We start from the raw sequence: 26,152 nt of genomic DNA on the forward strand, positions 1-26,152 counted from the left end.
ACGGATAAATGTAATGCAATAATAAATATGTAGATGTTAAAAATGAAAATATTTCATTTTTCCATGATTAAAACTTAATAAAAAGCTTTAAAAATTGTATATTTGACAAGTAAAAACTCTTTCTAATAAAAAATCATCAACAAATAATGCTTAATCTTAATGAATTTATTGACTACGTTGAAAAACTAAATCCCAACGAGCCAGAATTTTTACAGGCTGTGACGGAAGTTTCAGAAGATGTAATTCCATATATCAATGAATATCATCCGGAGTATGCTGACTTGAAGATCTTGGAGCGTATCGTGGAACCGGAACGCGTAGTTTCCTTTCGGGTGGCGTGGATGGATGACAATAACAACATTCAGATTAACAGAGGCTATCGTGTACAGATGAACAGCGCTATAGGACCGTATAAAGGCGGATTGCGTTTTTCACCTACGGTCAACCTAAGCATCCTGAAATTTTTAGCTTTCGAACAGGTGTTCAAAAATGCATTAACCAGTCTGCCAATAGGAGGCGGTAAAGGAGGTTCAAATTTTGACCCTAAGGGTAAGTCGGACAACGAAATAATGCGTTTCTGTCAGGCTTTTATGACCGAACTCTATCGCCATATCGGTGCTGAAACGGATGTTCCTGCAGGAGATATCGGTGTGGGTTCCCGTGAGATAGGCTATCTTTTCGGACAATATAAGCGCATTCAAAACAATTTTACAGGGGTATTGACCGGAAAAGGACTTCAATGGGGCGGCTCTTATATCCGACCTGAAGCCACAGGCTACGGCCTGTTGTACTTCGTTGAATGTATCTTCGATAGCATGAATGATGATTTGAAAGGTAAAGTAGTGGCTATATCGGGAGCGGGAAATGTGGCATATTATGCAGCAGAAAAGGCTCTCTCGCTGGGCGCCAAAGTTATCACTCTTTCAAACAGTACGGGGGTGCTATACGACAAGGAAGGCTTTACTCTTGAAAAGCTTGACCATATTGCCACTCTGGGCCGTAATCTGCAAGCTTATACCGAAAAATACCCTTCCGCCACCTTCCATGCTAACGAAAAGCCATGGCAGTTTAAGTGCGATATTGCATTGCCATGTGCCACACAAAACGAACTCGATGCGGATGACGCCAAAACATTGATAAAGAATGGCTGCGTCTGTGTGGCTGAGGGAGCAAATATGCCTTCTACGGCTGGTGCTATCAAGGTGTTCCACAAGGCTAAAATAGCTTATGCCCCTGGAAAAGCTGCAAATGCAGGTGGTGTGGCTGTATCCGGATTGGAAATGTCACAAAATTCAATAGGTCAACAATGGCATGCATCCAAGGTTGATGACCGCTTGAAAGCCATCATGAACAACATCTTCAAAACCTGTATTCGTTATGGAAAAGAGAAAGATGGTTATATCAATTACCTTAAAGGCGCTAATATAGGAGGCTTTATTAAAGTTGCTGAAGCCATGAAAGCTCAAGGCGTATTGTAGGATAGAATTTTTTGTTCATCTTTGTATTAATTGCATAAAGGGGAATAAGAATATTATTCCCCTGTTTTATTTTTATGCTTATTAAAGTTTATTTTCGCAAACAGTAGTACAAATATTTCCATGAGAGCAATTGCTGAATTACCACACCCAGAATGTAAGATTACCATTTTTGGTATGAATCAAAAGTTTATTATCAAGTTTGAACAAGGGAACCTAGAGCAAACTTATAAAATCGCCGAAGCAGATGTGCTGAACGGAGTGAACGGTGTCTTTGAAATTTTGGACGAAGAATTTATTGCTACGGTGTTAGATTCGTTCCAAAAGATGCGTGAATCTTTTATTAAAACCTACAACAAATATTATTAAACTTATAAATCAAATGAAGAGATGTTAAATACTGATAAATAGATTGTTATATTTTAAAAATGTGATAATCCAAATTTTATTTGGTGTTTTTTGTTCAACTTAAGCAAAGCTTATGCAAAAGTATAAACTTTACCTATATATAGAATATATAACTAATTGAAATAAAATTAGTTATGGTTAACAACGAAATATTATTCTGTGAAATTTTCTACCCATCTAGGGACTGCTACTGTAGCTTTTTGGGCGATAAGATGCACTCTATTGCTCACCCTGAAACTTTCGGCCTCTGGATCTATCAGAATGACTTGACAATCCGGTCTGGTATCATGTATCAAACTGGCTGCCGGGTAAACTTGCAAGGATGTTCCTATGATCAAAAATATGTCAGCCTGACTCACGATTTCCATAGCCTTCAAAATATTAGGGACAGGCTCACCAAACCACACGACGTGAGGTCTGAGCTGATATCCCTTTTCACACAGTTGTCCCATGTGTAGTTCGTCACCTTCTATGTCGTACACCAATTCAGGATATTTAGAAGACTGCGCTTTCATAATTTCTCCGTGCAGATGGAGGATCTGACTACTTCCCGCTCTTTCGTGTAGGTCGTCAATATTTTGGGTGATGATATGTACGTTGGCCTTCTTTTCCAACTCTTTCAAGGCGATATGCGCTGCGTTAGGCATAGCCTTACAGCATGCAGCCCTTCGCATATTGTAGAATCGTTGAACCATCTCGGGATTACGTTGCCAAGCTTCGGGAGAGGCTACTTCTTCTACTCGATATCCTTCCCATAGTCCATTGTTGCCGCGGAATGTTTGCAATCCACTTTCCGCAGAAATGCCAGCACCTGTTAATACTACAATATTCTTCATAGTTACAAAAAAGTAATGGTCGAAAATATCAATTTTCGACCATTTGCCTTGTAAGAATGTATTAGAATTTATTTCACCAGATAACGGTGTTCTATTACAGTTATTTCTTTTTTATCGTTAGCCATATCTGCTAATGCGGCCTTAACCTTACACTGACCGGTGATACCGCGATACACTAAGCCTGCTCCCAAAGCTACTCCCGAAAGAGCAGTTAAAGGATGCTTGAGAATACGCTTTATTCCCAATGTGCAGATAAGTCCTCCGGCAACGACCGACAGAATACGCTCTGATGTTCCTATATTACCCGTCACACAGTTGTCATCAACCTTTTGTCTCAATTTATCTATTGCTAATTCTAATAGTGCACTCATAAGCTTGTGTTTTTACTAATGAAAGAACATTTGCAATAAGGTTTTGTTTTACTTACAGATATTTTTTAACAAAAAATAATATTACATTTACTTTTGTCACAGTTATAATCATTTATGCAGGTTAAGAAACATTCAGGAGAATTAGTTAACTATAATCCCAAAGCCTTAAGGAACTCTCTTACCAAGTCGGGAGCCTCCGAAAGTGAGGTCGATAATGTCTTTGAAGCCATAAAATCTAAATTATATAACGGTATTTCCACCAAGGAACTGTATGATCTGGCTTTCAATGCATTGAAATGTATACGAAAGACATACGCTGCCCGCTACAGCCTCAAAAGAGCTTTGCGAGATCTTGGACCGGAGGGATTTTATTTCGAAAAGTGGGTAGCACGAATTTTTCAGGAAGACGGCTATAAGGCCATGACGGGACAGACGATACAAGGACATGCTGTATCACATGAAATCGATGTGGTAGCTTCCAAAGGTAATGAGCTGCTGGCCATAGAATGTAAGTTTCGCAATGATGTGGAAGCCAAAATTTCGGTGACAACCCCTATGTATTTCATGTCGCGCGTAAAAGACATCAGCAATAAGCCTTATACTTTTTTTAACAAGACCTTGAAGGTTACAGAAGGTTGGTTAGTGACCAATGCCTATCTTACTTCGGATTCGAAAGCTTTTGCGGAATATTATAATCTCAACATATTGTCATGGGACTATCCGGCACATAAAAACATAAAAACAGTGGTCGACAACAACGGAGAATATCCCATTACCTGCTTAACATCCATTTCCAATGCCGAAAAAGCTCAATTGCTTAAAGCGCAGTGTATCTTGGTCAAAGATATTGTCAGGAATCCTAAATTCCTAGATATCTTGGATATAAACAACAAACAGAAAGAAGAACTATTAAACGAAGCGGAAGAGTTGATTATCAGTCCTGTGAGAAACAAATAAAGGAAATGCGAAGCCACAGACTTCGCATTTCCTTTATTTATTGGTTTTCGAGCTCTTCTATGGCCTTTTTGAATTTCAGCAGACGCACGTATGCCGGACATTTATGTAGGTCCTTCTGCCATTTTTCCACTTCGATAAACTGCACCTTCAAAAACAAAGGAACATCGACTACGGTCTGATCTTCACTGATTTTAACTTTCTCAGGATAAGTTCTACCCAACAATGTTCTCTTTAACTCTTCAATTTCCATATGCACCTTTCCTTTCTATCTAATCCAAATAAGCATAGGTAATGCCATCGCCACCTCTGTCTGCATGTTCATCCTCTAAGCGAGACACATGATTGTATTTACGTAGATAATCTCTTATAAAACGACGTAGGATGCCGTCGCCTTTGCCGTGAATAATTTTAACACTCGGATAACCTATCATCACGGCTCTATCAAGCACAGTTTCAATCTTTCCTAAAGCCTCCTCAGTACGCATGCCGCGCACATCCACCTCAGGAAAGAAGTCTGACACTATATCTGCAGTCACAGAAGACAATTTCTTTTTAGCCTTAGACTTTTCTTTGCTTTTGAGCTTTGTAACACGGGTAGCTTTTACCACGGTACGCAGTTCTCCAAGAGCTATAATCAGGGAATTATTTTTAGTGATTTCAAGAATTTCTCCCTCCGAGCCTGTGTCTTCGATGCGCACCCAATCTCCTACTTCCAAAGAGCCATTGTTCACAACGGATTTTGCAGGCTGCTTCTGTTCTTTTTCCAGTGCTGCCTGGTGTTGTGCCAGCGCCTTGTCAACCTTTTTCCGTATCTCCTTGGTCTTTTCTTTTTCAGCTTGTACCGCTTTTATTTCTGAAATCGTATTTTCTATAAGTTTGTTAGCGTCTTTAAGGATAAGCTTGGCCTCCTCCTTCGCTTTGCGGATGATTTCCCTCTTATTGGTTTCAATTTCCTCTTTGAGCTTTTCGTATTTGCTCTTTAAATCGATAAGTTCTTTTTCTCTTCTGCTGATAGCAGCCTTAGTATCCGCAATTTCTTTTTTGTCGCGCTCCAAATCCACAAGCAGCGTATCCACTTTCTTCTGTTGAACCCCAATCTTCTGTTTGGCGGCATCTAAAATATCCTTTGCCAGTCCTATCTTTTGCGCTATCTCGAAAGCATAGGAACTTCCAGGCTTTCCTATCTGCAAGATATAAAGAGGTTGCATCTTTTCGTTGTCAAACAACATAGATGCATTTTCCAAGCCTTGGGTGTGGCTGGCAAAAACTTTAAGATTCGAATAGTGGGTTGTGATGACACCCCTCACCTGCTTCTTATTGAGATGTTCGAGCACCGCTTCCGCTATGGGCCCACCAAACTGCGGATCCGTTCCTGTACCAAATTCGTCGATAAGCACTAAGGTACGTCCATTGGCAAAGGTCGTAAAATGCTTCATCTTAGATAAATGAGCCGAATAGGTGCTCAGATCGCTTTCTATAGACTGATCATCACCAATGTCGGCGAAAATCTGCTTGAAAACACCCACCTTCGATCGCTCATCGGCAGGGATGAGCAATCCCGACTGCACCATTAACTGCAATAATCCCACTGTCTTCATACAGACCGACTTACCTCCTGCATTAGGTCCCGAGACCAAAATTATACGGTTCGTACTATCTATTTGAATGTTCAACGGGACTACCGCATGAGACTTCTCTTTTATGCTGTTAAGATATAACAAAGGGTGACGAGCCTCAATAAGGCTGATGCTTGCTTCTTTGTCCAAGATAGGCATGTTGGCCTCCAAGTCTATGGCAAACAAAGCTTTAGCACGAACGAAGTCCACCTTGGTCAGCAATCCGTGGTATGATAATAACAAAGGAACGTACGGTCTTAGTTCGTTGGTGATTTCCGTGAGTATACGTACCACCTCCCGTCTTCTATCGAATTCCAAGTCCCTGATCTTATTATTAAGGTGGAAGACTTCTTCCGGCTCAATATAGGCGGTCTGTCCTGTGGCCGACTCATCATGTATAAGGCCTTTCAGTTTACGTTTGTTTTCGGCAAGGATAGGGATACAAAGTCTTCCCTCTCTGATGGTAAGTCCACCGTCAGCAGTCCAGCCGTTGGCTTGCGCTTGACGGAAAACCATATCCAGCCGCTTGCGCGCTTCCTGCTCTGACTTCAGAATTTCATGTGTAATAGCTTCCAACAGACGAGAAGCGTTATTGCGCACCTTTCCATTTTCATCCAACACCTTCTCTATCGAACGGACTATAGACTTTTCTATAGGAAGATGTTCGAAAAGCAGCTCCAGATGTGCATATTGTCCTTCGCGTTCATTAAAATAGCGGATAATATTAAACACAGTTCTTAGAGCCAGCAACATGCGATACAGCTCTTCTTCTAAAAGGAAGGCCCCTTCTAGCTTAACCTTTTCGGCTAAAGGCTTTATAGCGTATATATGATCAACAGGCAGCGGCTCATCATGCAAAAGCAGCTGCTTGAATTCATGGGTCTGTCGTAAAAAGCGATCTATCTGGTCGAGCTTGGTCTGCGGTTGGATTTTATCAACCATATTACGTCCAGCCTCACTCAAACACTTCTCCTTGATCAGCTCTCTGATTTCGGAAAAACCTAACTTATCTATGGCGTTTTCAGGATATATCATAAAAGAAAAAGTCTTTATTGTTGTTGGACACGTTGAAGCCCCTTGCCTCCTATTTTTCTGGAGACGGGTTTCGTTGGCACCTGTTCCTCTGCCGGCTGCAGCACTTCTTGAGCCTCAGCTTCAGGTGTTCCTCCTTGTGGTGTTTGTGGTACTGAAGGTGCCGTCAGCTGCACAGTCGGCGTATTGCTTGCGGTATAGCCCAGCTGCAAATAACGTTTTATAATGTTCGGAACAAAAGATTCATAGAAGCTCTCTCCCAACTTTTGAATGTTGCGAAGATTCACCTTAGGTACGACAACGGTAGAATCATTTTTAACGGTGTCCACACTAAGTAGCGGATATAACTCTTTGCTGAATCTTCCCTTCAAACTATCCGGCAACTGATAGTTGATTATCCGGATAGGATTTATATTCATTTGCGAAACAAAATAATCTAAGCCGAAATTTAGGAAAAACTGCTTCGAATAATCTATATAGTTCTGGATTTTATCATCGCCTTTATAATAGTACCGTAGGTTCTGCAAGTTAGAATAAAGACGTTGCATATAATTGATACGGTTTATGCTATCCTGCACGAAAGCCGTTCGCACAGAATCCTCCACTCGGGCCACCCTTTCATATTGTGAGAGATTTTCCTGAACCTTTTTATATACTTTTTCCGTCAATTCCGGATTGCCGTAGTAGTAGTCTACATTACGAATAAACAATGCAGAGTCTAATTTGAATCTTTCAAATACCTTTCCGTACAGTACAGGCATGACCTTACGGGCACTGTCTGTAGGTAGGCTGTTGAGATATCCATCTATCAAAGATACTTCGGTCAGAATCTCCGACATCTTCTTCTCAGAGACTACGCCTTCAGGTCTTTTCTTACCGCAAGAAATAATCAGAAAAAACGAAATAATTATGCTGTATAATAACCTTTGCATTGCTTAAATTTGTACAAATTTACGAAATGATACCTTTGTATCGGTACATCTTGTAAAATAATCATTTTATCTTCTAACAAATAAAAATCGAGAATGAGTATAGCAGCAAACATTGAGGAGTTTCAGAAAGAGTTGTCACCGCTAGGAGTAACATTGGTAGCTGTTTCAAAGACAAAATCCGTAGAAGAAATACAAGAAGCTTATGATGCCGGGCAGCGCATCTTTGGGGAGAATCTGGTACAAGAACTGGTAGAGAAGTACGAAAAGCTTCCTAAAGATATTCAATGGCATCTTATCGGTCACCTGCAGACCAACAAAGTGAAGTATATTGCTCCTTTCATCAACATGATTGAATCGGTAGACTCATTGAAATTGTTGAAAGAGATTAATAAGCATGCTTTGAAGCACGATAGGATAATCGATTGTTTGTTGCAAGTATATATCGCATCGGAAAGTACTAAATTCGGATTGGATCATGTAGAGCTCATAGAGCTGTTAGAAAGTGAGGAGTTTGCATCCCTTAAAAATGTGCGTATCCGTGGCCTTATGGGTATCGCTACCAATACCGAGAATGAAAAAGAAATCAAAGAAGAATTTTATGAACTGAAAACCTTGTTCGACGGTATCAAAGTGAGCTACTTTAGAAATGAAGAGACGTTCGACACTTTATCTATGGGTATGTCTTCCGACTACAAGATAGCCATCGAACAAGGAAGTAACCTTGTACGCCTAGGCAGTGTCTTGTTTGGAAAACGCATCATAAAACATTATAAAGCATAATAACTAATTTTAAGAAATCGTAGATGCTCAAAGTTGCATACATCTTATTGACTATTTTTTTGACCTCTTGTAATTCTTTAAGTCAAAACAATAATAATACTGAAAAAGAATATTTTACACCAAAGGACACAATATCTTATGTTTACAAGAGTTTCAAAGATATAAGTCAGTATCTCGTTTCGAACGAAGATAAAACAGACACGGCATATTTTGCAATTAGCTACCCAGAATTTGAGGACCCCGGTCTTAACGAAGCTGTACGTCCTTACATTCTGTTAGACGGCGACAGCTCCATACAACAGGCTTCCGAAAATTTTATCATGAGCTACAATGAATTTGTGGAGGAAAACAGTACCAAATATATTTTCTTTCCATGGTACAAGAATGTGGTTGCTACCGTATGGATTAACACTCCTTTAGTATTGACCTTATCCACCTTTGTCGATGAATATACTGGAGGGGCACACGGTTTACATTATAATATATTATCCAATATAGATGTTACCACAAAAAGAAAAATAGAGCTCAAGGATATTATTCAGAAAGAAAAGATGAAAGATTTTACGAAGAAAGCCGAAACTTTATTTCGTAAATTGGAAAATTTATCTCAAAATGAAAGTTTGGAAGATAAATTTTTTTTCGAAAATGGTATTTTTGCGCTCAACGATAATTTTGGATTGACCAAGTCCAATCTTGTCTTTTATTTTAATGAATATGAAATCAAGCCGTACGCTGAAGGGCCTACCACACTCGAAATCCCTTACGAAGAGATTGATGAGTTTTTGAGTCCCCAAGGAAAAACGTATGTGGCAAGCTTAAAAAATCTTTAGACATTCCTATTAGTAACTTAGTACATGCAGGTATTCAAATTTGGAGGTGCTTCTGTTAAGAATGCAGAAAATATAAAAAATGTAGCATCCATCATTGCGAAATATAAGACATCAGAACTATTGGTAGTGGTCTCTGCCATCAACAAAACCACAAATACACTGGAACAAGTCGTAAATGCCTATTATCATCAGACAGAAGATCCGCACCACTATTTGAATGAAATTAAGGCCGAACATTTTGCTATCCTAGACGATTTGTTTGAAGACAGCTCCCATCCTATCTACAATGAGATTTCTAACACCTTCGTAGAAGTAGAATGGATTTTAGAGGAAGAACCGCAGGATGCTTATGACTACTTGTATGACCAAATTGTCTCTTTAGGCGAGATTTTATCTTCTAAAGTCATTGCAGCCTATACGCAGCATATTGGTATGTCTACCAAGTGGGTAGATGCCCGTGACTACATACAGACGGACAACACCTTCAGAGAAGCAAAAGTAAACTGGAGCCTTACCGAAGACCGTATACGAAGAGACCTTCCTTCTATATTGGATGATTTTATAATCATCACACAAGGATTTATAGGATCTACTTCGGAAAACTTCACCACCACCTTAGGACGGGAAGGTTCAGACTATACGGCGGCAATCTTTGCATCGTGTCTAAATGCTGAAGACATCACCATTTGGAAAGATGTGCCGGGAGTGTTGAATGCTGACCCTAAATGGTTTGATCATACCGAACTTATTCCGGAACTGTCGTACACCGACGCTATAGAATTGACCTACTACGGTGCTACCGTAATTCACCCGAAGACAATAAAACCACTACAAAATAAAAAAATAACGCTGAATGTACGATCGTTTCTAACTCCCGAAAATCCAGGGACCGTGATTCGTACGACAAACCAGACGTTGCCTGTCCCTTCCTTTATCTTCAAGGTAGATCAGGTCTTTTTCAACATTCAGCCTCGCGACTTTTCCTTTATCGTGGAGGACAACCTGTCGCACATCTTCAGCCTGTTGCATCAGCATCGCATCAAAATTAATATGATGCACAACAGTGCCATCAGCTTTGCCATAAGTGTGGATAATACAGGAGATAATATAAAAGCCTTTTGTGGAGATTTGGAGAAAAGATATAAGGTAGAAGTACAAAAAGGATTGGAATTAATCACTATCCGTTATTATAATCAGCAAACTATTGATCGAGTATTAGTAAATAAGGAAATTATTCGCGAACTTAAGGATCAATATACTTGTCAAATTTTGGTTAAAGATTTGAATGAATAAGCATATTTTAGATAAGGAGGTTCAGGAATATATTCAGGCTAACAGAATGTTGGACCCCTTCACTATTGCTTTTCAGAAAAGTCCTTTTGAGCACGTGAGCTCTTCTGAGCTGGCCGCGCAAATCGATGGTTGGCAGCGTGCCTGCAAAAAACTGCCTACTTGGGCTTATTCTCCTAACATTTATTATCCTGACCGTATCAACCTTGAACAATGCTCGTCAGAGCATACCGCTTTGGTAAAACAGTCTCTGATCCGTAAGGGTAGCAAAGTTGTGGATATTACGGGAGGCTTCAGCGTAGACAGTTGCTATATGGCGCAAGAAGCAGAAATCGTAGTACATTGCGAGCTCAACGAAAGTCTATCGCAAATCGTCAAGCATAACGCCGAACAGCTGGGGGTTCGCAACTTGGTGCCTCTCTTTATTGACGGTGTCAAGTTTGTCGAAGCGCAAGAAGATGACTCTCTGGATTACATTTACATAGATCCTTCACGTAGAGTAAACAATACAAGGGTATTTTTGCTGGAAGATTGCGAACCGAATATTGTAGCGCTTCAAGATATGTTTTTGCGTAAAGCGCGATATGTAATCAGCAAGATTTCCCCTCTTATGGATATCAATTTGGCTCTATTGAAGCTTAAACATGTCAAACTACTCTATGTCATCAGCCTTGATGGCGACTGTAAGGAGCTCTTATTTTTGCAGGATAGATATCATGAGGGAGAAACCAGAATAACGGCAATACGTCTTTTTTCTGATCAGTTGCAAAAGGTGACCTTCACACAGGAAGCAGAGAAAACCACGCTAATAAAGACCTCACACCCATTACAATATCTATACGATCCTGATGTTGCAGTGACCAAGGCGGGGGCATTCAAAAGTGTTGCTAAAGAGTTTAATTTGTTTAAGCTACATACCCACACCCACCTTTATACGTCGGACAGTGTCGTGTCAGACTTTCCGGGAAGGATTTTTAAGATCGAAAATCTGTATTCCTTGTCAGAGTTTAAGAAGCTTTCTCCCTTTGCCAAAGCCAATGTTGCTACTAAAAACTTTCCGATGAAAGTTGAGGACATACGCAAACGCTTCAAAATCAAAGACGGAGGCGAAGACTATCTGTTTTTTGCGACGGACTATGCCGATAACCTCATCGTCATCCACGGCAAAAAACTTTCATAAAAGACACTCACTTTACATTCTTGTTGCCCATTCCTAGTATCTTTATGCTACTATGGGAAAATTGAAAATATCTGCACTGGAGTTAGCGACAATCTGTAAGGATAGCACTCCGGCCGAAGCTATACAGCGCGCCGTGGAAGGAGCTCAACATATAGAAAAGTTAGGGTTCGAGCGCATATGGCTTGCCGAACATCATAACATGCCTCACATAGCGAGTTCTGCAACCTCCGTACTTATCGGTCATATTGCAGGCAAAACCTCTACCATACGGGTAGGTTCTGGTGGTATCATGCTGCCCAACCATACCCCTCTGGTCATTGCGGAACAGTTTGGCACCTTGGAAAGCATCTATCCCGGCCGTATAGACTTGGGACTGGGGCGCGCTCCCGGAACGGATCAGCTTACTGCTATGGCCCTACGTCGAAACAACTTGAATACTTCGTTCTACTTTAAAGACGACATCCTTGAATTGCAGCAATATTTTGATGAGAGCAATGTCACAGCGAAGGTACGTGCTTTTCCAGGAGAAGGTCTAAACATACCTATGTATATTCTAGGTTCCAGCACGGACAGTGCCTATCTTGCTGCAGAGCTAGGACTTCCCTATGCTTTTGCCGCCCATTTTGCTCCAGCCATGCTTAAACAGGCTTCGGAAATCTACCACGAAAGATTCCAGCCGTCCAAATACTGTCAGAAACCTTACTTCATCGTCTGCGTAAATGTTATTGCCGCCGACACGGTGGAAGAAGCGGAATATCTATCGACCAGTCTTTTCAATATGTTTGCGGGTATCATCACCAATCTGCGTCGTCCTCTTTCACCTCCTACCGATAAGCCTATTTATCATGGCATTACCGAAATTGAAAATGCCGTTCAAAGTATGGTAAACTGTACCTTTATAGGAACAGAAAAGGAAATACGTGAGGGAATATTAGATTTTGCCAAGATGCATCAGGCTGATGAAATCATGACCACAAACTATATCTATGACAATAATAAACGGTTAAAGGCTTTTGATATCATCGCAAAAGCTTTAATACAAAAATAAAGATGAGGAGAAATCTACTTACCATTATAATCTTGATAGCGCTATTTTCGGCATGTAACAATCCGAAGACAGAATCAACTGCACAAGATTCTTCTAGCGTGAGAGTAATAGGAGACAAAGAACGCTGGAATCCAATGCTAGAGGTTGAAGACAGCACCATATTACTTTCTGGCACGTACAGATTTACACCGAAAGAACATCTTAAAAGCCTGTTGACGTCGCGAAACTGGAAAGAAATCTATAAACAAGATGACCATTATATGGTAGGCACAGCACAATATACGCTCTCAACTGTTGAGGAAGATCCCTGCTCCGGTCTCCCGGCACAGGAAATAGTCTCCCATCGTAATGCTTTGCTGATGTTTTCCATAGCAAATGTTACCGAAGGAAAACTTGACACGGTGGCCTTTTCCGAATCTATCATCTATCCCGGAAAGCCATGGACATTTACCTTTAACGGTAGCGCATATACATTGGAAGCGGAAGGTATAACCTTTTACAGTGAAGATGGCCGCAATCCTGAAGGACATTACACCTTAAAATTATTTGCAGCAGCCTATACTGAAGGAATTACACTCATTCATCAATCACAATACGATGACACCTGTACAGAAATAGTGATGATAACGGATCTGGATAGAGATGGATTTCCGGATTTCATTCTGTCAAGTCCTCAGCATTACGAAATAGAACGGTATCTTATTATTCTATCTTCGGAAAACAAAATGTATGAAGGAAGAAGAAATTTCGACTGTTAAAAAAGGGCTACCCATAGTAGCCCTTTTTAATTATCTTATTTACCTAGTCGGGTCAGTATTCTTTCCATTTCATCTATCACCTTATTGATTTTTGCTATAGTAAGATCAAAAGGTTCCGATGTATTCATATCTACACCAGCATCCTTTAATAGATCTACAGGATACTTTGTGCTGCCGGAAGATAGAAAGTTCAAATATTTTTCCAAATCACTTTTTGAGCCTTTGAGCACCTTTTCGGACAAAGCTGTTGAAGCAGTGAAAGAAGTAGCATATTGATAAACGTAGAAGTTATAGTAGAAATGCGGGATGTAAGACCATTCTGACTTCACATTATCGTCAACGATACACACATTTTTGTCATGTCCATAGTATTTGCGGGTAAGCTCAAGATACATTTTGTCGAAGTCCTCCCCCGTTAGGGCTTCACCTTTTGCTGCTTTATCATGAATCATCAGCTCAAATTCGGCAAACTGTGTCTGACGGAATAAAGTGCCTTTTGCACCTTCTAGATAGTTCCCTAATATTGCCAAGCGTGTTCTGTCGTCCTTAATCTGTTTCAGCATATAGTCGTTCAAGAGCTCCTCATTGAAGGTTGAAGCTACCTCGGCCACGAAAATGGAATAATTGGCATTGGCAAAGTGCTGCTTCTTGTTGGTCAGGTAGCTGTGCATGGTATGTCCTAGCTCGTGTGTAAGCGTAGATACATCATTGTACTTGCCGTTGTAATTCATCAGAATGTAAGGATGCACATCGTAAACCGAACCGTTAGAATAAGCACCAGATCGTTTACCTTCGTTTGGATACATGTCTATCCAACGTTCATTGAAGGCTCTCTTGGCGACAGCAATATAATCTTCTCCCAGCGGCTTTAAAGATTTCAAGACATGCTCAATAGCTTCTTCCACTGTATATGACAAGTCTACTTGTTCGACCAGTGGAGCGTATAGATCATAATAATGCAGGGTATCTACGCCCAACATACGTCTACGAAGGTTCAGATATCGGTGGAAGGTAGCCAAGTTATCATTTACATTCTTCACAAGATTATGATATACGCCCGTAGGAATATTGTCGGCATCTAGGGCGCGTTCCAATGTGCTGTTGTAATTTCTAGCTTTGGTAGCAAACAATGCCGCATTGATGTTGCCCGACAGCTGAGCGCCAAAGGTGCGATGAAACTCGTGAAGCTTGCCAAAGTAAGTTTCAAAAACTTTTTTACGCACATTGCGATCTTTGCTTTCCCTGTATAATGCAAAGTTTGCTGGATTAAGACGAACAGCCTTACCGTCAATCTCTATTTCCGGATGTGGAAATTCGGCATTGAAGAAAGTGCTATATATGGTTGATGCGTTGCCAGACATCAGGGAAGAATAAGCCATCACCTTCTCTACCTCTTCTGATCCACGGTGTGCCCGCTTGCGCAACAGGTCTTTCAGATAAAATTGATACACCTCTAGCCCTTTCGCCTGCGACACAAACTGTGAAATCTTATTCTCATCCAAAGAGGCTAGTAATTCAGGCTCTAAATAAGAAGTCAACGCACTGTACTGGGCAAAGACTTGTTGTAATTCCTGCTTCATACCCGCATATTTGGTAACGCGTGTGTCCTGATCGGACTTCATGGAAGCATAGCTAAACAGTCGCGTCATCTCTTTTGCCAGCGAAGTGTTGAGCTCCAGCGCTTCCAAAAGTGTCGCGGCGGACTGTGTAAGCTTTCCCTTATATTTACCCATCTGCTGCATGGCCTCCTGTATACGTTCCTTCTCCGCCTTCCACACATCATCTGTTTTGTAAATATCTTCCAAATTCCATTTGTATTTATCCGGAACCTCGTCTCTTACTTTCATCTGTGAAAATGCTACGGATGAAGACAATAACATAATAGCTGTAAATAAAGTTGATTTCATCTTCTCTATATTTCGTAATCTGTGCTGAATTTACAAAAATTTATACGTTTAACGACATGTTACACATAAAAAAGGCAGGGCAGCAATTCTTTATTTCTATTATTTTGGCATCCTAATTGAAAATTCTTCCTAAACAGCTTTTTATTTTCTAAATTGATATGATAAACATCACCCTATGAATTTCATTTTTGATAAGGACATTATTTTGGAAAACGATGCTGTACAGCTACGTCCCATCCTACTTACCGATTTTGAGTATTTAAAACCTTTAGCTATTGGCGATAAAAAGCTTTTAGAATACTCTCCCAAGCCTATATACACCGAACCTTTGCTTCTTAACTTTATCAAAGAGGCCATCCTCAACCGTGAGAATCAAACACGTTATACATTTATCGCCTATTGTAAGAAAACACAAGCTTATGCAGGCTGTACCAGCTTTATGAATATATCCAACCACGATGATAAGCTGGAAATCGGAGGTACTTGGTTTGGACGTACCTTTCATCGCAGTGGGGTGAACCGTAACTGCAAATATCTGATGCTAGAATATGCTTTCGAGAGGCTGCTGGCTGAACGCATCGAGTTCAAAACCGATGAAAGAAATATCGTATCACGAAAAGCCATAGAAGCTATTGGCGGCAAAATGGAGGGTGTTTTTCGGCATCACATGCTGCTTTCGGATGGCCATCGCCGAAATACTGTATATTATAGCATTTTAAGAGAGGAATGGCCTGACTTAAAAGTTAAACTTCTGAAATAAAGAATATTAACAGAAATTAGTGCTTAAAACCTAAATTATTGTATTATGTCAACAACATCATCGCTGATTCAAGGCATAGATACTATCATCATACGGGTAAGTCATGCCGCCAATGCTAAAAAATGGTATACGGAAACATTGGGATTCAATGTCTTATTTGAAGATGAAAGTATGGGACTTGTGGTCTTAGACACAGGCGGTCCTTCAAGCCTGACGCTTTGGAAAACAGATCAGCCCATAAAGGGTGACTCCAAGACAAGTGCCTATCCTATCTTCAAAACAAAAGATGCAGAAGCTTTGCGTAATGAGTTGGAGAAAAAAGATGTTAAGGTTGATGCCATAGAGCAAGATGAATATGTAAAATTTTTCCATTTTTATGACCCTGACGGCAACATGCTCGAAGCGTGTCAATTATTACAATAGCCAAAAGAGAGTTACTCTCTTTTGGCTTTAATGTCGAATAAAAAATGATTACAATGATATGGAACGTCCAATAGGCTTAACCAAAGATGTAGGATGGCAGTTCGGCATACGAAGAACTATTCCTTCCAGCAAAGAAAAAGTTTGGGATTTTATGTTTTCTCATGTTGGAGAACAGATATGGATGCAACATGTAGAAAAAGAGTTTACGACTTTTAAACCCTACTCTCACATTCGTACGAAATGGCGATTGCCGGGCTGGGACAACAATGCCACCATACAGCTTCGCATCATGGGTAATGAAAATAAAGCTACTATAGCCTTTCATGTTGAACGTCTATTAAGTAAAGAGCAGCGCGTGCAAACCAGTGAGTATCTGTCAAAAGTCATGGATAATCTTATCCTTAAACTGAAATAAGGAAAAATTTTATTAATGAATTTCAAAGACACATTCATCTTTATCCTCTTTGACATGAAATAATCAAATGTGCTTAATTCTCCTGCTGTTATCGCTACGATGACAAATAAGAACGCTCTGATAGAATGTGAAAAGAGCTGGTCACTAAAGAATCTAGAACCAACTCTTTCTAAAGATCATTTTTTATTAAAGAAGAAAAAGCTTATTTGCTCTTCATCAAATGGAGCGCAAGAAAGTTTACTTATTCTATCCACTTCAACTTTATACGGATGGGTTGCTCTAACACTTCCCGGACGTAATTCATCTTCATAAGTTCCATATTGCGGAATATGAGGATTTCCTTTTTATCATCATTGAAGCAGATATGAGAGACATTGCTTTTACCCCATGAAAAAGGCCATTGAGTAGTAAACAAAGTACCGCTTCCTCGCTTTTGGAAAATATATTTATTGCCTTTTTTCTCTAGTTTTACCACTTCTTCAGGACTAAATAGCCATAACGTTTTATCCAATACTAATCCGGCTTTCACATTGCGGAAAGAGAAATCCTGAGGGAGGTTTTGTAATAAATCTTCTACCTTCCACTTTTTTAAAACATTTTTGTGGGTTTTATCTACCTGCAATATTTCTCCTTCTTTCGTCTTCACCAGCCAATATTTACCATTATCTATAAAAGCAATTTGCTTTTGAGGTAGATAGCTATATATGTCGGTCAATATTTCTTTACTACTTTTGATTGTAAAGCTATCGTTGCTTTCCTCGGTGATATAGACAAGATCACCAAACAGTAAATGTTGCTTCCCGCCTTCATACCAATTTGCATCCGGTGTTGGCCAGGTCCCCTTGAGAACAAACTTACCGTTGTCTTCCTCCCCATTCAGAATACCCACATAGTCAGCCTTGTCGTTGGCTTTCGGTTTTATGTTGCCTTGGATATGGTAATAAGCCACTACATTGTCATACTTTTCAAAACGTGCGGCTACAGACATGGCATGCCAATGGTTTGATACGACGAAAACCGTATCCTTCGGCTGGATGATTTGTTCACCCTTTTCATCACAAAGTATTCTACTGAAGACATAGTTCTGTACCGTCGTTTTCGCATTTTCCTCCTTGAATATTTTTCGTTTATCTACGCCGCGCTTGATAAGAGTTTCCGCCATGATAGAGGCCTCACAGATGGCGGAGTTATGTGCCCCACATCCTCCGCTGACGATAATTCTGTCGACAGGTCTATTTTTCTGGAATTCGTAAGCAATTTCTATTCTTTCCTTCAAGGTTGTCATGTCGGCAGATCCTAGCACAAGCATAACAGTCTTTGGCTGCTGGCCCAAAACACAACCGACAATTGATAAAATGGAGATTAATACACTTACTAAAACTTTCATAATCGTTCTTTGGATAAAAAAGGAGCTTAACCTCTCGGAAAGCTCCTTTCTAAAATATAGAATACTTTTTAATTATTGTCTTTTTACTTTTACAATTTTACGGATAACATAGTTGTTCATATCTGCAATATAAATATTTCCTTCGTCATCCACTGTGACATCTGTAGGGTTATAAAATCTGGACTCTCCCTGTTTGCCGTTTACGAAGCCGTAATCACTGAGGTTAGGAATACCCGCGATGGTAGACACCTGACCGTTCTTTAGCATACGCACACACTGATTTTTGCCGGCAGTACCTTCAAGCTCAGTAATATAGATAACCCCATTTTTATCGATTTCAATGCCCCAAGGGTTGTTGAAACGTGCTTTCAGGGCTTCGCCATCCACATGTCCTCCCGAGCCAGCGGCACTTCCACCGGATCCTGCTATAGTCACTGTCTCTCCTGTTTTCACATTGGTTTTGCGGATGCGCTGGCCGTAACGGTCGGCGACATACAGAAATCCATCTTTACTCATACACACGGCTGTCGGGCGGTTGTTTGTCACATTAGGCCATACCCCATCACGTATGCCGGGACTACCAAAGATTCCGCTCAGCGTAGCCACTCTACCATCTGGTGAGATCTTGCGCACACAGTGGTTGGCCGCATCCGCCACATATACATTAAAGTCATCATCCACGGCAATACCTGTTACGGTATTAAACAAAGCTGTAGTACCTATACCATCTGTATAGCCGGAAGTGTTGCTTCCTGCTCCTCCTGCAAGGGTAGTCACCACGCCGTTGATTAGGTCTATCTTACGGATTCTATGGTTTCCGTTGTCGGCAACATAAATATTCCCCAACTTATCCACTGCTGTTTTGTAAGGGTTATAGAAGCTTGCCGTTTCAATGGGACCATCTACCCGACCCGAAGTTCCTGTTCCAGCGATAAGGATTACCTGTCCGTCTTTGGTGATACGTTTTATACTGTGTGCACTACGGTCCGCCACGATAAGGTCTCCTGTCGTTGGGTCATACGACACCCCGTTAGGGAGCATGAACCGCGCTTGGTCCTTATCGCCCAACACATTGCCCTGCACCCCAGGCGTACCGGCATAGGTGGTGGTTATATAGTCGTATTCTATTTCGTTGCCATCTTCATCCAATTCGGTTTCTGACTTTCCATAAGTAAAAGAAGGACCGTTCGTTGTTCTGTTTTTCACGGTGATGGTTACTATACCGGTACTAGCTCCATACGGTACTTTTACCGTAAGTAGGCTGTCCGTGGCGGTAAGAACTTCCGCTCTTATACCTGCAAAACGAACAATATTTTCAGAAGGTATTGGCGAAAAACGCTTACCCTTCAAGGTTACTATAGTCTCTTCCATCCCTATATTAGGACTGATGGAGGTTATGTAGGGGCTTTGTGGCTCAGGGATACCACTGCTACTTTCTTTGGAGCAGGAAGCCGCAAAGAATAGTATTAAAGCGAAAAACAAAAAAATCTTTTTCATATCGTCTAATAAATGATTAGTCTACGTTTTGATACACATTAAAATCATCTATGTTAAGCATACCGTTTTGTCCATTCGGATAGTCGTCATAGCCTAACTTGCGGATTCTGAAGCGCACCTTACCATGAATATTCACATTGAAGGTCACTACCGCAGGGTTCTTGGTGTTTGTCTCCATGACGGTTTCACCTATCTTGGTCCAGGTAGCTCCCTCATCTTGAGAGTATTCTAGATCCCAAGCTGAAGCTACCTTAGGATCTGTGGTGTACAGACCGTAGATAGCATGTACCACTTCCACCTTAGAAGCTCCGTTAGGTAGGTCAAACTTCATTTCCAAGTATGCAGACTGATTGATTTTCTCACGAAGACGTATACATTGTACTCCATTCAACGGATTAAAACGATCATAGCGAGGCTCGTCGCCTATCACTGCTTGATAAAGACGCCAAGGGCCTGTGCTAAATTCCACGACATCATCTATCTCCGGCATGATGTACTGCGATTTAACGGAAGAAGATACCCCTTCGAATGTTTCAGGGAATCCAAAATAAGGAGCTCCTGTTTCGTTAAAAACGTCCTCGCTATTGCGGATTTTCAATAACATCTTAGCCCTATTATAATAATCAGCATCCGGATTGAAATATGTAGGAATGCCGACAAAATCAGCCACCAGAGGGAGCGACTTATCCGCGAAGGAAGCTGTATTCATCGTATAGAGATATACCCTACTGGCACTTTCTGTAGCAAACTGAGCTTCTCCTTTATATGGTTGACCGTTGGTGATACCTTCAAAAGACATACCTGACAACTGCACCAACGTGCTTTCATAGGTATAGAAATTTGAATACAAAGAAATCAAGTCCACCTTATGAGGAGTCACGACATTACTCGAAGAAACTTTGGTGACACGGTCAAATTTGAAATCCGTCCCCGTAATTTTCAGCGCTCCGTTTTTGCGGGTCAACACCGTATTATCAATATTAATTTTTACGGAGTCACCGAGCTTGAAGTTCGTACTTTCATCATTAAAAGAAAATATCAAACCTGTAACCGTACCACGGAAGGTATTCTGTACGACAAGTTCATTTTTAGCAAAATTACCATTGTCAACATCGGAAATGACAATTCCTGCCAGCTCAAAAGCTCCTTTGAAATCTTCTTTCTTCAGAGGCACATCGTCTCCTATATGTAGGGCCTTAATATTCGCCATAGGCATGACAGTACTAAGCACCCCTCCTGACTCGTATTCGTTTTTTCTACACGAAAACAACGTTACAAGCATCAATGCTAAAAGAAATATATTTAAAAATCTGTTGTTCATCGTCTTAATTATTTGTTCCACCAAACTTTTGTTTTCATATCATCTCCTCCCATCTGTTCTACGGCCTTTTGGTAGTTTTCACGGTTTAATGTCTGCACATTCACAGGATATTTCAGGCGCGTAGGCATTACGCCGTCATTATGTAATCCTTGACCTTTAGGCAAGGTTGGGAATCCTGTACGGCGATGCTCTATCCAGCTTTGGAAATCTGTGAAGAACAAGGCATAGTATTTTTGTAGGATGATACGTTCTAGTTTACGATCATCGTTGGTATAGGGATCCCAAGCTGCAGAAGTGGTAACGAAGTAGTTGGCCGGAACAGTTCCTCCCCACAGGGTGATACCAGCCGACACCCCATCCTTATAGAAGGTCTCCACATCACCGTCGATGTAGCCTTTCAACGCACATTCAGCAAGGATAAGCTTTAGTTCGCCATAGTTCATGATGTTACCCAAGAGCGGCTCTTGTTTTAATGCTTCCAAGTATTGTGAACGTGGAGAAGGTACCTGACCTACAGGATATCCACTAGGGATACCTTCAAAGACACCGTCCTTTTTTGAAGCCCATCTATCCAGACGAGGATCATTCCAGTTGTTCAGGTTGTCGATGAAGAAGGTAGTATAGCCACTGTTGGTGACGAAGTCTACGTTACGGTATTCATGGAATTCCGAAAGATATGGCGCTGTGGTTTCAAAACGCAAAATCGCACTGTCATTGTTGTTGGCAAAAATAGGATAGTTGGACTTGCGTGTATCCACAATCTCTTTGATTTTCTCTACAGCTCCGAGCTCTCCCGTACCTGAAACACGCAACAGCAGACGTAGATATAGCGAATTGCCAAACTTACGCCATTTGGTAAGGTCTCCCTTATAAAGAGGATCTAACGACTTTTCGTCATCAGTTAATGAAGCGGTCTTAAAAAGCTCGTTAGCCTCTTCCAGCTTGCGGAACAAGTCTTCGTAGATATCTTTCTGTCTGTCAAACTTAGGCTGCAATACCAGCTGACGTCCTTTGTTGGCATCGAAGTAAGGCACATCCCCGTATACATCGGTAATGAGTGAAGATACCCAAGCGTCCAACACCAGTGAAATAGCTTTGTAAGCATCACTGTTGACCGCTTCAGCACCGGCATAGATGTCGCGAATGTTTGTCAGCTGCAGATACCAGTTGTTCCACATATAGTCCGACTCCTGAGGACGTATTACATAGCGGTGGATTTCGTCTGCATCCGAGATGGCCACATGTACCTGCATAAGCTCATGTGTCAACCGTAAGCATCTGTTGAGGTTACGTTTTATGACATCGTGTATTGCAGGTCCTAGTAATGTTTCGGGAGTAGTAAATTTAGCTCCATCCTTACTTGTGTTAAGTTCAATAAAGTCTTTAGTACATGAACTAACAAGGCAGCTGGTAGCAAGAAGTATATTAACAAAAATCTTTTTCATGATTGTTCAGATTAAAAACTAACAGTCAGGTTCAAGCCGAAATTTCTTGTTGAAGGGAACTGAGCTACCTCAAATCCACGCTGGATATCGCTGTTGGCCAATGTTCCGAATTCCGGATCATATGCTGGCCAGTCACTCCATGTGAAGAGGTCTCTTCCATATACCCCTATTACGGCACGCTGCAATTTTGATTTCTTTAAGAATTTAGCAGGTAGCGTATAGTCGAATCGCACCTCACGCAGCTTGATGAAGTCCGTACTAAAGGTGTTAGCCTCCACATTGTCGCTCTTGAAATGTTCGTTATAGTACGTACCAATCTGCTCGGCTACGACATCATTCGGTCTATAAGTACCATCAGGATTCACCTGCACACCATCACCAATTATACCATTGTAACGTCCTGGTAATGTGTTTTTCAACTTACCCATTGTAGAGCCTATAACGTGAGTATGGGAGTACGCAACAGCACCATATTGACCATCCACCAGCACTTTCAATCTGAACTGCTTATACTTAAAGGTGTTGGTAAAACCCCACGTAAAATCAGGGGTTGCATTTCCTAAATAAAGGATATCTTCTGTCAAAGTAGGGTAACCCTGAGCGTTGTAGATGATCTTTCCTTCCGGATTACGCTTGTAGCCTAGGCCGTACAAGTCTCCCATTCTTCCACCCACACGGGCTTCCATGGTACCACGAGGACCACTTTGCATCAGATAGGTAGAAACACTATCCGCCAAAGAAATTACCTTATTGCGATTGGTAGAGAAGTTACCTGCTACCTCCCAAGTTAACCCTTTATTCACCTTGACAGGCGTTCCTGATATCTGCAACTCAAAACCTTTATTCTGAATCTCTCCAGAGTTCATCATGATATAGCTGTATCCTGTAGCACGATCTACCGGAACACGCAAAATCTGATCATGTACATTACTTACATAATAGGTAGCATCAATTCCTAGACGGCTGTTGAACATGCGGAAGTCTGTTCCTACCTCTATAGTTTTTGAAAGCTCGTTTTTCAGATTAGGGTTTGCAATATAGGTAGGGTTTGCCATCCCCGAAGGATAAGCTTCTTTTGACACGTAGTTGTAACTAGTAAGATATGGTGTCACACCACCACCTCCTACCTGCGAATAAGAAGCTCTAAGTTTCCAGAATGAAATTTTTCTTGGAAGATTTAAGATTTCATTCATGGCAGCACTTAAGTTCACCGAAGGATAGAAGAAACTGATATTATTTTTTGAATTTTCCGAGGCTAATACCGAAGCCCAGTCATTACGTCCTGTGATGTCTAGGAAAAGGTAGTCGTTATACGAGAATTGTGCCATACCGTAAAGGCTGCTTGTAGCATATTCTTTAGTCGTTGATGTCGAGGTCACGCGGTCCAGACGGTTGGCAAAAGTATAAATTCCAGGATATCTTAAGCGGTCGGCCGACAGACCAATCATCTTGTAACGGTTGATCATGTAAGATCCACCGAACGAAAAGTTGCTTTCAAAAGCCGATGACAGCTTACGCTTATAGTTCAAAAGAAAGTCGGCATTTACCTCCATCATGTCTATATCCTGTGTGCGGTACATACCGTCAGGGAAACGGGCAGTATCCTTAGGTCTCTTTTGAGAGCGGGACTCACTAGCCCAGTCTGTGGAGGTACGCACCATCAGGTTCAAGTTGTTGTTGAACTGATAGGTTGCATTGATAGCTCCGATTAGCTGATTACGGTTAGAGGCGTTAAGCATCTCATTAACGATAAGGAAGATGTTGTCCAAGCCGTTGCTGAAAGGACGGATTTGCTCTAGACCTTCACGTCCTGGCTTCCACCATTTTTTATACCAGTTTAGGTCGGCATTAGGAACTAGCACCAAGATGTTGTACATCACCGTCTGGTTGTTATAACCCGTTGACGGCAGGTTGTCCGAAGATTTGTTGATGTAGCTCATCTTGGTAGAGATTTCGAGCTTATCGTTGACCTTTTGACTTACATTCAATGCCAAAGTGTTACGTGAATACCCCGTATTAGGGACAATCCATTTATTCTGAAGATTTGTATAGCTTAAGCGGGATGTAGTTCGTGCATTTCCACCACTGATAGAAATGCTGTTGGTGAAAGTCTGAGCAATATCGAAGAAATCCTTTCTATTGTTTTTGTATGGCACCCAAGGTGTGCGCTCAGCACCTCTTCCCAACACATTAGGGTCGAACTGATAATACTCCTGTCCGGCAAATTTAGGGCCCCATGCCGCGCTGGTATTACGTGTGTTGGATCCATCTTCGGTAGCACCATACGAATAATAGCGGTCGTTGCCTATCGCTCCCTGACCATATTCGTATTGGAAATCCGGCCAGCGGTTGATGAATCCAAAAGTAGAATTGGAGTTAAAGGAAATTCCCAACCCTTTCTGTGCAGGCTTTCCCGCTTTCGTGGTGATGATGATAGCGCCGTTAGAGCCACGTGAACCATAAAGAGCAGCAGCTCCCGGACCTTTCAACACCGACACGGATTCTATATCTTCCGGGTTGAGGTCCGAAAGACCGTTACCGTGATCTATAGGATTTTCAGTACCTAAATAGGCGCCGTTAGGTTCTGTGATGGTCGTGTTAACCACTACACCGTCCACCACGATAAGTGCCGCATTGTTGCCACTTAAGGAGCTCTCACCACGCAATATAATCTTGTTTGTTCCGGCAGGTCCTCCTCCCGATTTGATGAGATTCAAGCCGGCAACCTTTCCCGACAAGGCGTCAGTCCAGTTGTTGGAAACGGCATCCATCAGTTCGTCGCCACTAACCTTGGTTACCGAATAACCAAGAGATTTTTCTTCTCTCTTTATACCCAGCGCCGTAACGACGACCTCCTCCACTTCCATCTTTTGCTGCTGTAAGGACACATTGATAGTGCTTCTGTCACCTATCACCACTTCTGTACTTTTATAGCCAAGTAAAGTGAAGACCAAAGTGTTTTTAGCATCGTTGGCACGGATGGTATATTCACCACTAGCATTCGTTTGCTCTACGATATTCGTTCCCTTCACATTTACCACCACACCAGACAGTGGCTCGTTATTGGCATTGGTAACTTTACCTTTAACGACAGGACGTTGTTGTTGTTGTGTGGCAGGCTTCTCTTTTTTGACAATAACAATAGTATTGCCGTTGATGGTATAGGACAAAGGTTGATTTTCCAACGATTTATCGAGGATTTCGTTGATCGTAGCATTTTTAAGTTCTACAGAAATCAACTTATCCGAAGGCAAAACATTGGAATTATAGATGAAGTTATAGCCCGTCTTGGACTCTAACTCATGCAGAATGTGCTTCAGCGTGACATTCTTCTTCGAAAAATCGAATTTTTGTCCATAAGTACTTGCGCCTGCCAATTGCAAAAAGGCAGTGATGAGTATTACGAAACAGAGTTTCATCTTCAGAAAAAAATTTATGTATATACAATTAGAATTGTATATGTTGAGACATTTTTTATACATTT

Annotated in this window: 23 protein-coding genes; 12 read left to right on the top strand and 11 right to left on the bottom strand. The window is 41.2% G+C overall.

The window, feature by feature from the left end; translation table 11 throughout:
• Positions 1–146: 146 nt before the first annotated feature.
• Together gdhA and ABD873_RS04465 are read left to right on the top strand one after the other, a co-directional pair.
• A complete protein-coding gene (gene gdhA / locus ABD873_RS04460; RefSeq protein WP_345065171.1) occupies positions 147–1,478 on the top strand; it encodes an NADP-specific glutamate dehydrogenase in 1,332 nt (443 codons plus the stop codon).
• Between the two features lie 120 nt (positions 1,479–1,598).
• Positions 1,599–1,844, top strand: a complete 246-nt coding sequence (locus tag ABD873_RS04465) for a hypothetical protein (RefSeq protein WP_039052816.1) — start codon at positions 1,599–1,601, stop codon at positions 1,842–1,844.
• A 191-nt stretch (positions 1,845–2,035) separates the two neighbouring features.
• On the opposite strand, the gene ABD873_RS04470 is transcribed toward ABD873_RS04465, so the two are convergent.
• Positions 2,036–2,719 (bottom strand): SIR2 family NAD-dependent protein deacylase, encoded by a 684-nt coding sequence (locus ABD873_RS04470; protein ID WP_345065176.1) that lies wholly within the window; start codon positions 2,717–2,719, stop codon positions 2,036–2,038.
• Positions 2,720–2,787: 68 nt separating this feature from the next.
• On the bottom strand, positions 2,788–3,090 hold the full coding sequence (locus ABD873_RS04475) for a YgaP family membrane protein (RefSeq protein WP_039052814.1): 303 nt from the start codon (positions 3,088–3,090) through the stop codon (positions 2,788–2,790).
• A gap of 114 nt (positions 3,091–3,204) precedes the next feature.
• On the opposite strand from ABD873_RS04475, the gene ABD873_RS04480 reads away from it, so the two are divergent.
• Positions 3,205–4,047 (top strand): ATP cone domain-containing protein, encoded by an 843-nt coding sequence (locus ABD873_RS04480; protein ID WP_039052813.1) that lies wholly within the window; start codon positions 3,205–3,207, stop codon positions 4,045–4,047.
• A 37-nt stretch (positions 4,048–4,084) separates the two neighbouring features.
• Here the strand turns inward: ABD873_RS04480 and ABD873_RS04485 are convergent, their stop codons facing one another.
• Genes ABD873_RS04485 through ABD873_RS04495 form a run of 3 tightly spaced genes read right to left on the bottom strand, consistent with a single transcriptional unit; the run spans position 4,085 to position 7,627 of the window.
• A complete protein-coding gene (locus tag ABD873_RS04485; RefSeq protein ID WP_345065181.1) occupies positions 4,085–4,297 on the bottom strand; it encodes a DUF6965 family protein in 213 nt (70 codons plus the stop codon).
• Between the two features lie 19 nt (positions 4,298–4,316).
• Positions 4,317–6,698: an endonuclease MutS2 gene (locus tag ABD873_RS04490; protein ID WP_345065184.1), complete on the bottom strand. Its 2,382-nt coding sequence runs from the start codon at positions 6,696–6,698 to the stop codon at positions 4,317–4,319.
• 14 nt (positions 6,699–6,712) lie between these two features.
• Positions 6,713–7,627, bottom strand: coding sequence for a DUF4296 domain-containing protein (locus tag ABD873_RS04495; RefSeq protein WP_345065187.1), 915 nt, complete (start codon positions 7,625–7,627; stop codon positions 6,713–6,715).
• A gap of 93 nt (positions 7,628–7,720) precedes the next feature.
• On the opposite strand from ABD873_RS04495, the gene ABD873_RS04500 reads away from it, so the two are divergent.
• From ABD873_RS04500 to ABD873_RS04525, 6 genes are read left to right on the top strand one after another with little or no spacing between them, the layout of a single operon-like run.
• Positions 7,721–8,407 (top strand): YggS family pyridoxal phosphate-dependent enzyme, encoded by a 687-nt coding sequence (locus ABD873_RS04500; protein ID WP_345065190.1) that lies wholly within the window; start codon positions 7,721–7,723, stop codon positions 8,405–8,407.
• 23 nt (positions 8,408–8,430) lie between these two features.
• The gene (locus tag ABD873_RS04505) at positions 8,431–9,237 is read left to right on the top strand and encodes a DUF3298 and DUF4163 domain-containing protein (protein WP_345065193.1); all 807 of its coding nucleotides are present in this window, start codon (positions 8,431–8,433) and stop codon (positions 9,235–9,237) included.
• 24 nt (positions 9,238–9,261) lie between these two features.
• Positions 9,262–10,530 (top strand): aspartate kinase, encoded by a 1,269-nt coding sequence (locus ABD873_RS04510; protein WP_039052807.1) that lies wholly within the window; start codon positions 9,262–9,264, stop codon positions 10,528–10,530.
• On the top strand, positions 10,523–11,707 hold the full coding sequence (locus ABD873_RS04515) for a THUMP-like domain-containing protein (RefSeq protein ID WP_345065196.1): 1,185 nt from the start codon (positions 10,523–10,525) through the stop codon (positions 11,705–11,707). Before ABD873_RS04510 ends, ABD873_RS04515 begins: the two co-directional genes overlap by 8 nt.
• Before the next feature lie 52 nt (positions 11,708–11,759).
• Complete coding sequence (locus tag ABD873_RS04520) at positions 11,760–12,755, top strand: LLM class flavin-dependent oxidoreductase (protein ID WP_345065199.1); 996 nt, start codon at positions 11,760–11,762, stop codon at positions 12,753–12,755.
• Between the two features lie 2 nt (positions 12,756–12,757).
• On the top strand, positions 12,758–13,513 hold the full coding sequence (locus tag ABD873_RS04525) for a hypothetical protein (RefSeq protein WP_345065202.1): 756 nt from the start codon (positions 12,758–12,760) through the stop codon (positions 13,511–13,513).
• A gap of 35 nt (positions 13,514–13,548) precedes the next feature.
• Here ABD873_RS04525 and pepF read toward each other — a convergent pair whose 3' ends face one another.
• Positions 13,549–15,420: an oligoendopeptidase F gene (gene pepF / locus ABD873_RS04530; RefSeq protein WP_345065205.1), complete on the bottom strand. Its 1,872-nt coding sequence runs from the start codon at positions 15,418–15,420 to the stop codon at positions 13,549–13,551.
• A 175-nt stretch (positions 15,421–15,595) separates the two neighbouring features.
• Here pepF and ABD873_RS04535 point away from each other — a divergent pair, with 175 nt between their 5' ends.
• The 3 genes from ABD873_RS04535 to ABD873_RS04545 are packed head-to-tail and all read left to right on the top strand — an operon-like array spanning position 15,596 to position 17,018.
• Complete coding sequence (locus tag ABD873_RS04535; protein WP_345065208.1) at positions 15,596–16,180, top strand: GNAT family N-acetyltransferase; 585 nt, start codon at positions 15,596–15,598, stop codon at positions 16,178–16,180.
• A gap of 45 nt (positions 16,181–16,225) precedes the next feature.
• Positions 16,226–16,603 carry a VOC family protein gene (locus tag ABD873_RS04540; protein WP_345065211.1) on the top strand — a complete coding sequence of 126 codons (378 nt, stop codon included), beginning with the start codon at positions 16,226–16,228 and terminating at the stop codon, positions 16,601–16,603.
• A gap of 58 nt (positions 16,604–16,661) precedes the next feature.
• Positions 16,662–17,018 carry a hypothetical protein gene (locus ABD873_RS04545; protein WP_345065213.1) on the top strand — a complete coding sequence of 119 codons (357 nt, stop codon included), beginning with the start codon at positions 16,662–16,664 and terminating at the stop codon, positions 17,016–17,018.
• Between the two features lie 241 nt (positions 17,019–17,259).
• On the opposite strand, the gene ABD873_RS04550 is transcribed toward ABD873_RS04545, so the two are convergent.
• From ABD873_RS04550 to ABD873_RS04570, 5 genes are all read right to left on the bottom strand, one after another.
• Positions 17,260–18,405, bottom strand: a complete 1,146-nt coding sequence (locus ABD873_RS04550; protein WP_345065216.1) for a YdcF family protein — start codon at positions 18,403–18,405, stop codon at positions 17,260–17,262.
• A 72-nt stretch (positions 18,406–18,477) separates the two neighbouring features.
• The gene (locus tag ABD873_RS04555) at positions 18,478–19,902 is read right to left on the bottom strand and encodes an IPT/TIG domain-containing protein (protein WP_345065218.1); all 1,425 of its coding nucleotides are present in this window, start codon (positions 19,900–19,902) and stop codon (positions 18,478–18,480) included.
• Between the two features lie 16 nt (positions 19,903–19,918).
• Positions 19,919–21,223 carry a DUF5689 domain-containing protein gene (locus ABD873_RS04560; RefSeq protein WP_345065221.1) on the bottom strand — a complete coding sequence of 435 codons (1,305 nt, stop codon included), beginning with the start codon at positions 21,221–21,223 and terminating at the stop codon, positions 19,919–19,921.
• Between the two features lie 8 nt (positions 21,224–21,231).
• Positions 21,232–22,668 (bottom strand): SusD/RagB family nutrient-binding outer membrane lipoprotein, encoded by a 1,437-nt coding sequence (locus ABD873_RS04565; protein WP_345065224.1) that lies wholly within the window; start codon positions 22,666–22,668, stop codon positions 21,232–21,234.
• Positions 22,669–22,679: 11 nt separating this feature from the next.
• Positions 22,680–26,087: a SusC/RagA family TonB-linked outer membrane protein gene (locus ABD873_RS04570; protein ID WP_345065227.1), complete on the bottom strand. Its 3,408-nt coding sequence runs from the start codon at positions 26,085–26,087 to the stop codon at positions 22,680–22,682.
• Between the last annotated feature and the right edge of the window lie 65 nt (positions 26,088–26,152).

Origin of the sequence: Sphingobacterium thermophilum, assembly GCF_039541675.1 — a bacterium.
In the GTDB taxonomy this organism is placed as follows: Bacteria; Bacteroidota; Bacteroidia; order Sphingobacteriales; family Sphingobacteriaceae; genus Sphingobacterium; species Sphingobacterium thermophilum.

Excerpts from the sequence above, each read along its gene's own strand:
- gdhA (WP_345065171.1), top strand. The coding sequence starts at position 147 with ATGCTTAATCTTAATGAATTTATTGACTACGTTGAAAAACTAAATCCC.
- ABD873_RS04565 (WP_345065224.1), bottom strand. The coding sequence starts at position 22,668 with ATGAAAAAGATTTTTGTTAATATACTTCTTGCTACCAGCTGCCTTGTT.
- ABD873_RS04555 (WP_345065218.1), bottom strand. The coding sequence starts at position 19,902 with ATGAAAAAGATTTTTTTGTTTTTCGCTTTAATACTATTCTTTGCGGCT.
- ABD873_RS04535 (WP_345065208.1), top strand. The coding sequence starts at position 15,596 with ATGAATTTCATTTTTGATAAGGACATTATTTTGGAAAACGATGCTGTA.
- ABD873_RS04510 (WP_039052807.1), top strand. The coding sequence starts at position 9,262 with ATGCAGGTATTCAAATTTGGAGGTGCTTCTGTTAAGAATGCAGAAAAT.
- ABD873_RS04465 (WP_039052816.1), top strand. The coding sequence starts at position 1,599 with ATGAGAGCAATTGCTGAATTACCACACCCAGAATGTAAGATTACCATT.
- ABD873_RS04475 (WP_039052814.1), bottom strand. The coding sequence starts at position 3,090 with ATGAGTGCACTATTAGAATTAGCAATAGATAAATTGAGACAAAAGGTT.
- pepF (WP_345065205.1), bottom strand. The coding sequence starts at position 15,420 with ATGAAATCAACTTTATTTACAGCTATTATGTTATTGTCTTCATCCGTA.
- ABD873_RS04525 (WP_345065202.1), top strand. The coding sequence starts at position 12,758 with ATGAGGAGAAATCTACTTACCATTATAATCTTGATAGCGCTATTTTCG.
- ABD873_RS04480 (WP_039052813.1), top strand. The coding sequence starts at position 3,205 with ATGCAGGTTAAGAAACATTCAGGAGAATTAGTTAACTATAATCCCAAA.
- ABD873_RS04490 (WP_345065184.1), bottom strand. The coding sequence starts at position 6,698 with ATGATATATCCTGAAAACGCCATAGATAAGTTAGGTTTTTCCGAAATC.
- ABD873_RS04520 (WP_345065199.1), top strand. The coding sequence starts at position 11,760 with ATGGGAAAATTGAAAATATCTGCACTGGAGTTAGCGACAATCTGTAAG.
- ABD873_RS04570 (WP_345065227.1), bottom strand. The coding sequence starts at position 26,087 with ATGAAACTCTGTTTCGTAATACTCATCACTGCCTTTTTGCAATTGGCA.
- ABD873_RS04515 (WP_345065196.1), top strand. The coding sequence starts at position 10,523 with ATGAATAAGCATATTTTAGATAAGGAGGTTCAGGAATATATTCAGGCT.
- ABD873_RS04500 (WP_345065190.1), top strand. The coding sequence starts at position 7,721 with ATGAGTATAGCAGCAAACATTGAGGAGTTTCAGAAAGAGTTGTCACCG.
- ABD873_RS04550 (WP_345065216.1), bottom strand. The coding sequence starts at position 18,405 with ATGAAAGTTTTAGTAAGTGTATTAATCTCCATTTTATCAATTGTCGGT.
- ABD873_RS04540 (WP_345065211.1), top strand. The coding sequence starts at position 16,226 with ATGTCAACAACATCATCGCTGATTCAAGGCATAGATACTATCATCATA.
- ABD873_RS04495 (WP_345065187.1), bottom strand. The coding sequence starts at position 7,627 with ATGCAAAGGTTATTATACAGCATAATTATTTCGTTTTTTCTGATTATT.
- ABD873_RS04485 (WP_345065181.1), bottom strand. The coding sequence starts at position 4,297 with ATGGAAATTGAAGAGTTAAAGAGAACATTGTTGGGTAGAACTTATCCT.
- ABD873_RS04505 (WP_345065193.1), top strand. The coding sequence starts at position 8,431 with ATGCTCAAAGTTGCATACATCTTATTGACTATTTTTTTGACCTCTTGT.
- ABD873_RS04470 (WP_345065176.1), bottom strand. The coding sequence starts at position 2,719 with ATGAAGAATATTGTAGTATTAACAGGTGCTGGCATTTCTGCGGAAAGT.
- ABD873_RS04545 (WP_345065213.1), top strand. The coding sequence starts at position 16,662 with ATGGAACGTCCAATAGGCTTAACCAAAGATGTAGGATGGCAGTTCGGC.
- ABD873_RS04560 (WP_345065221.1), bottom strand. The coding sequence starts at position 21,223 with ATGAACAACAGATTTTTAAATATATTTCTTTTAGCATTGATGCTTGTA.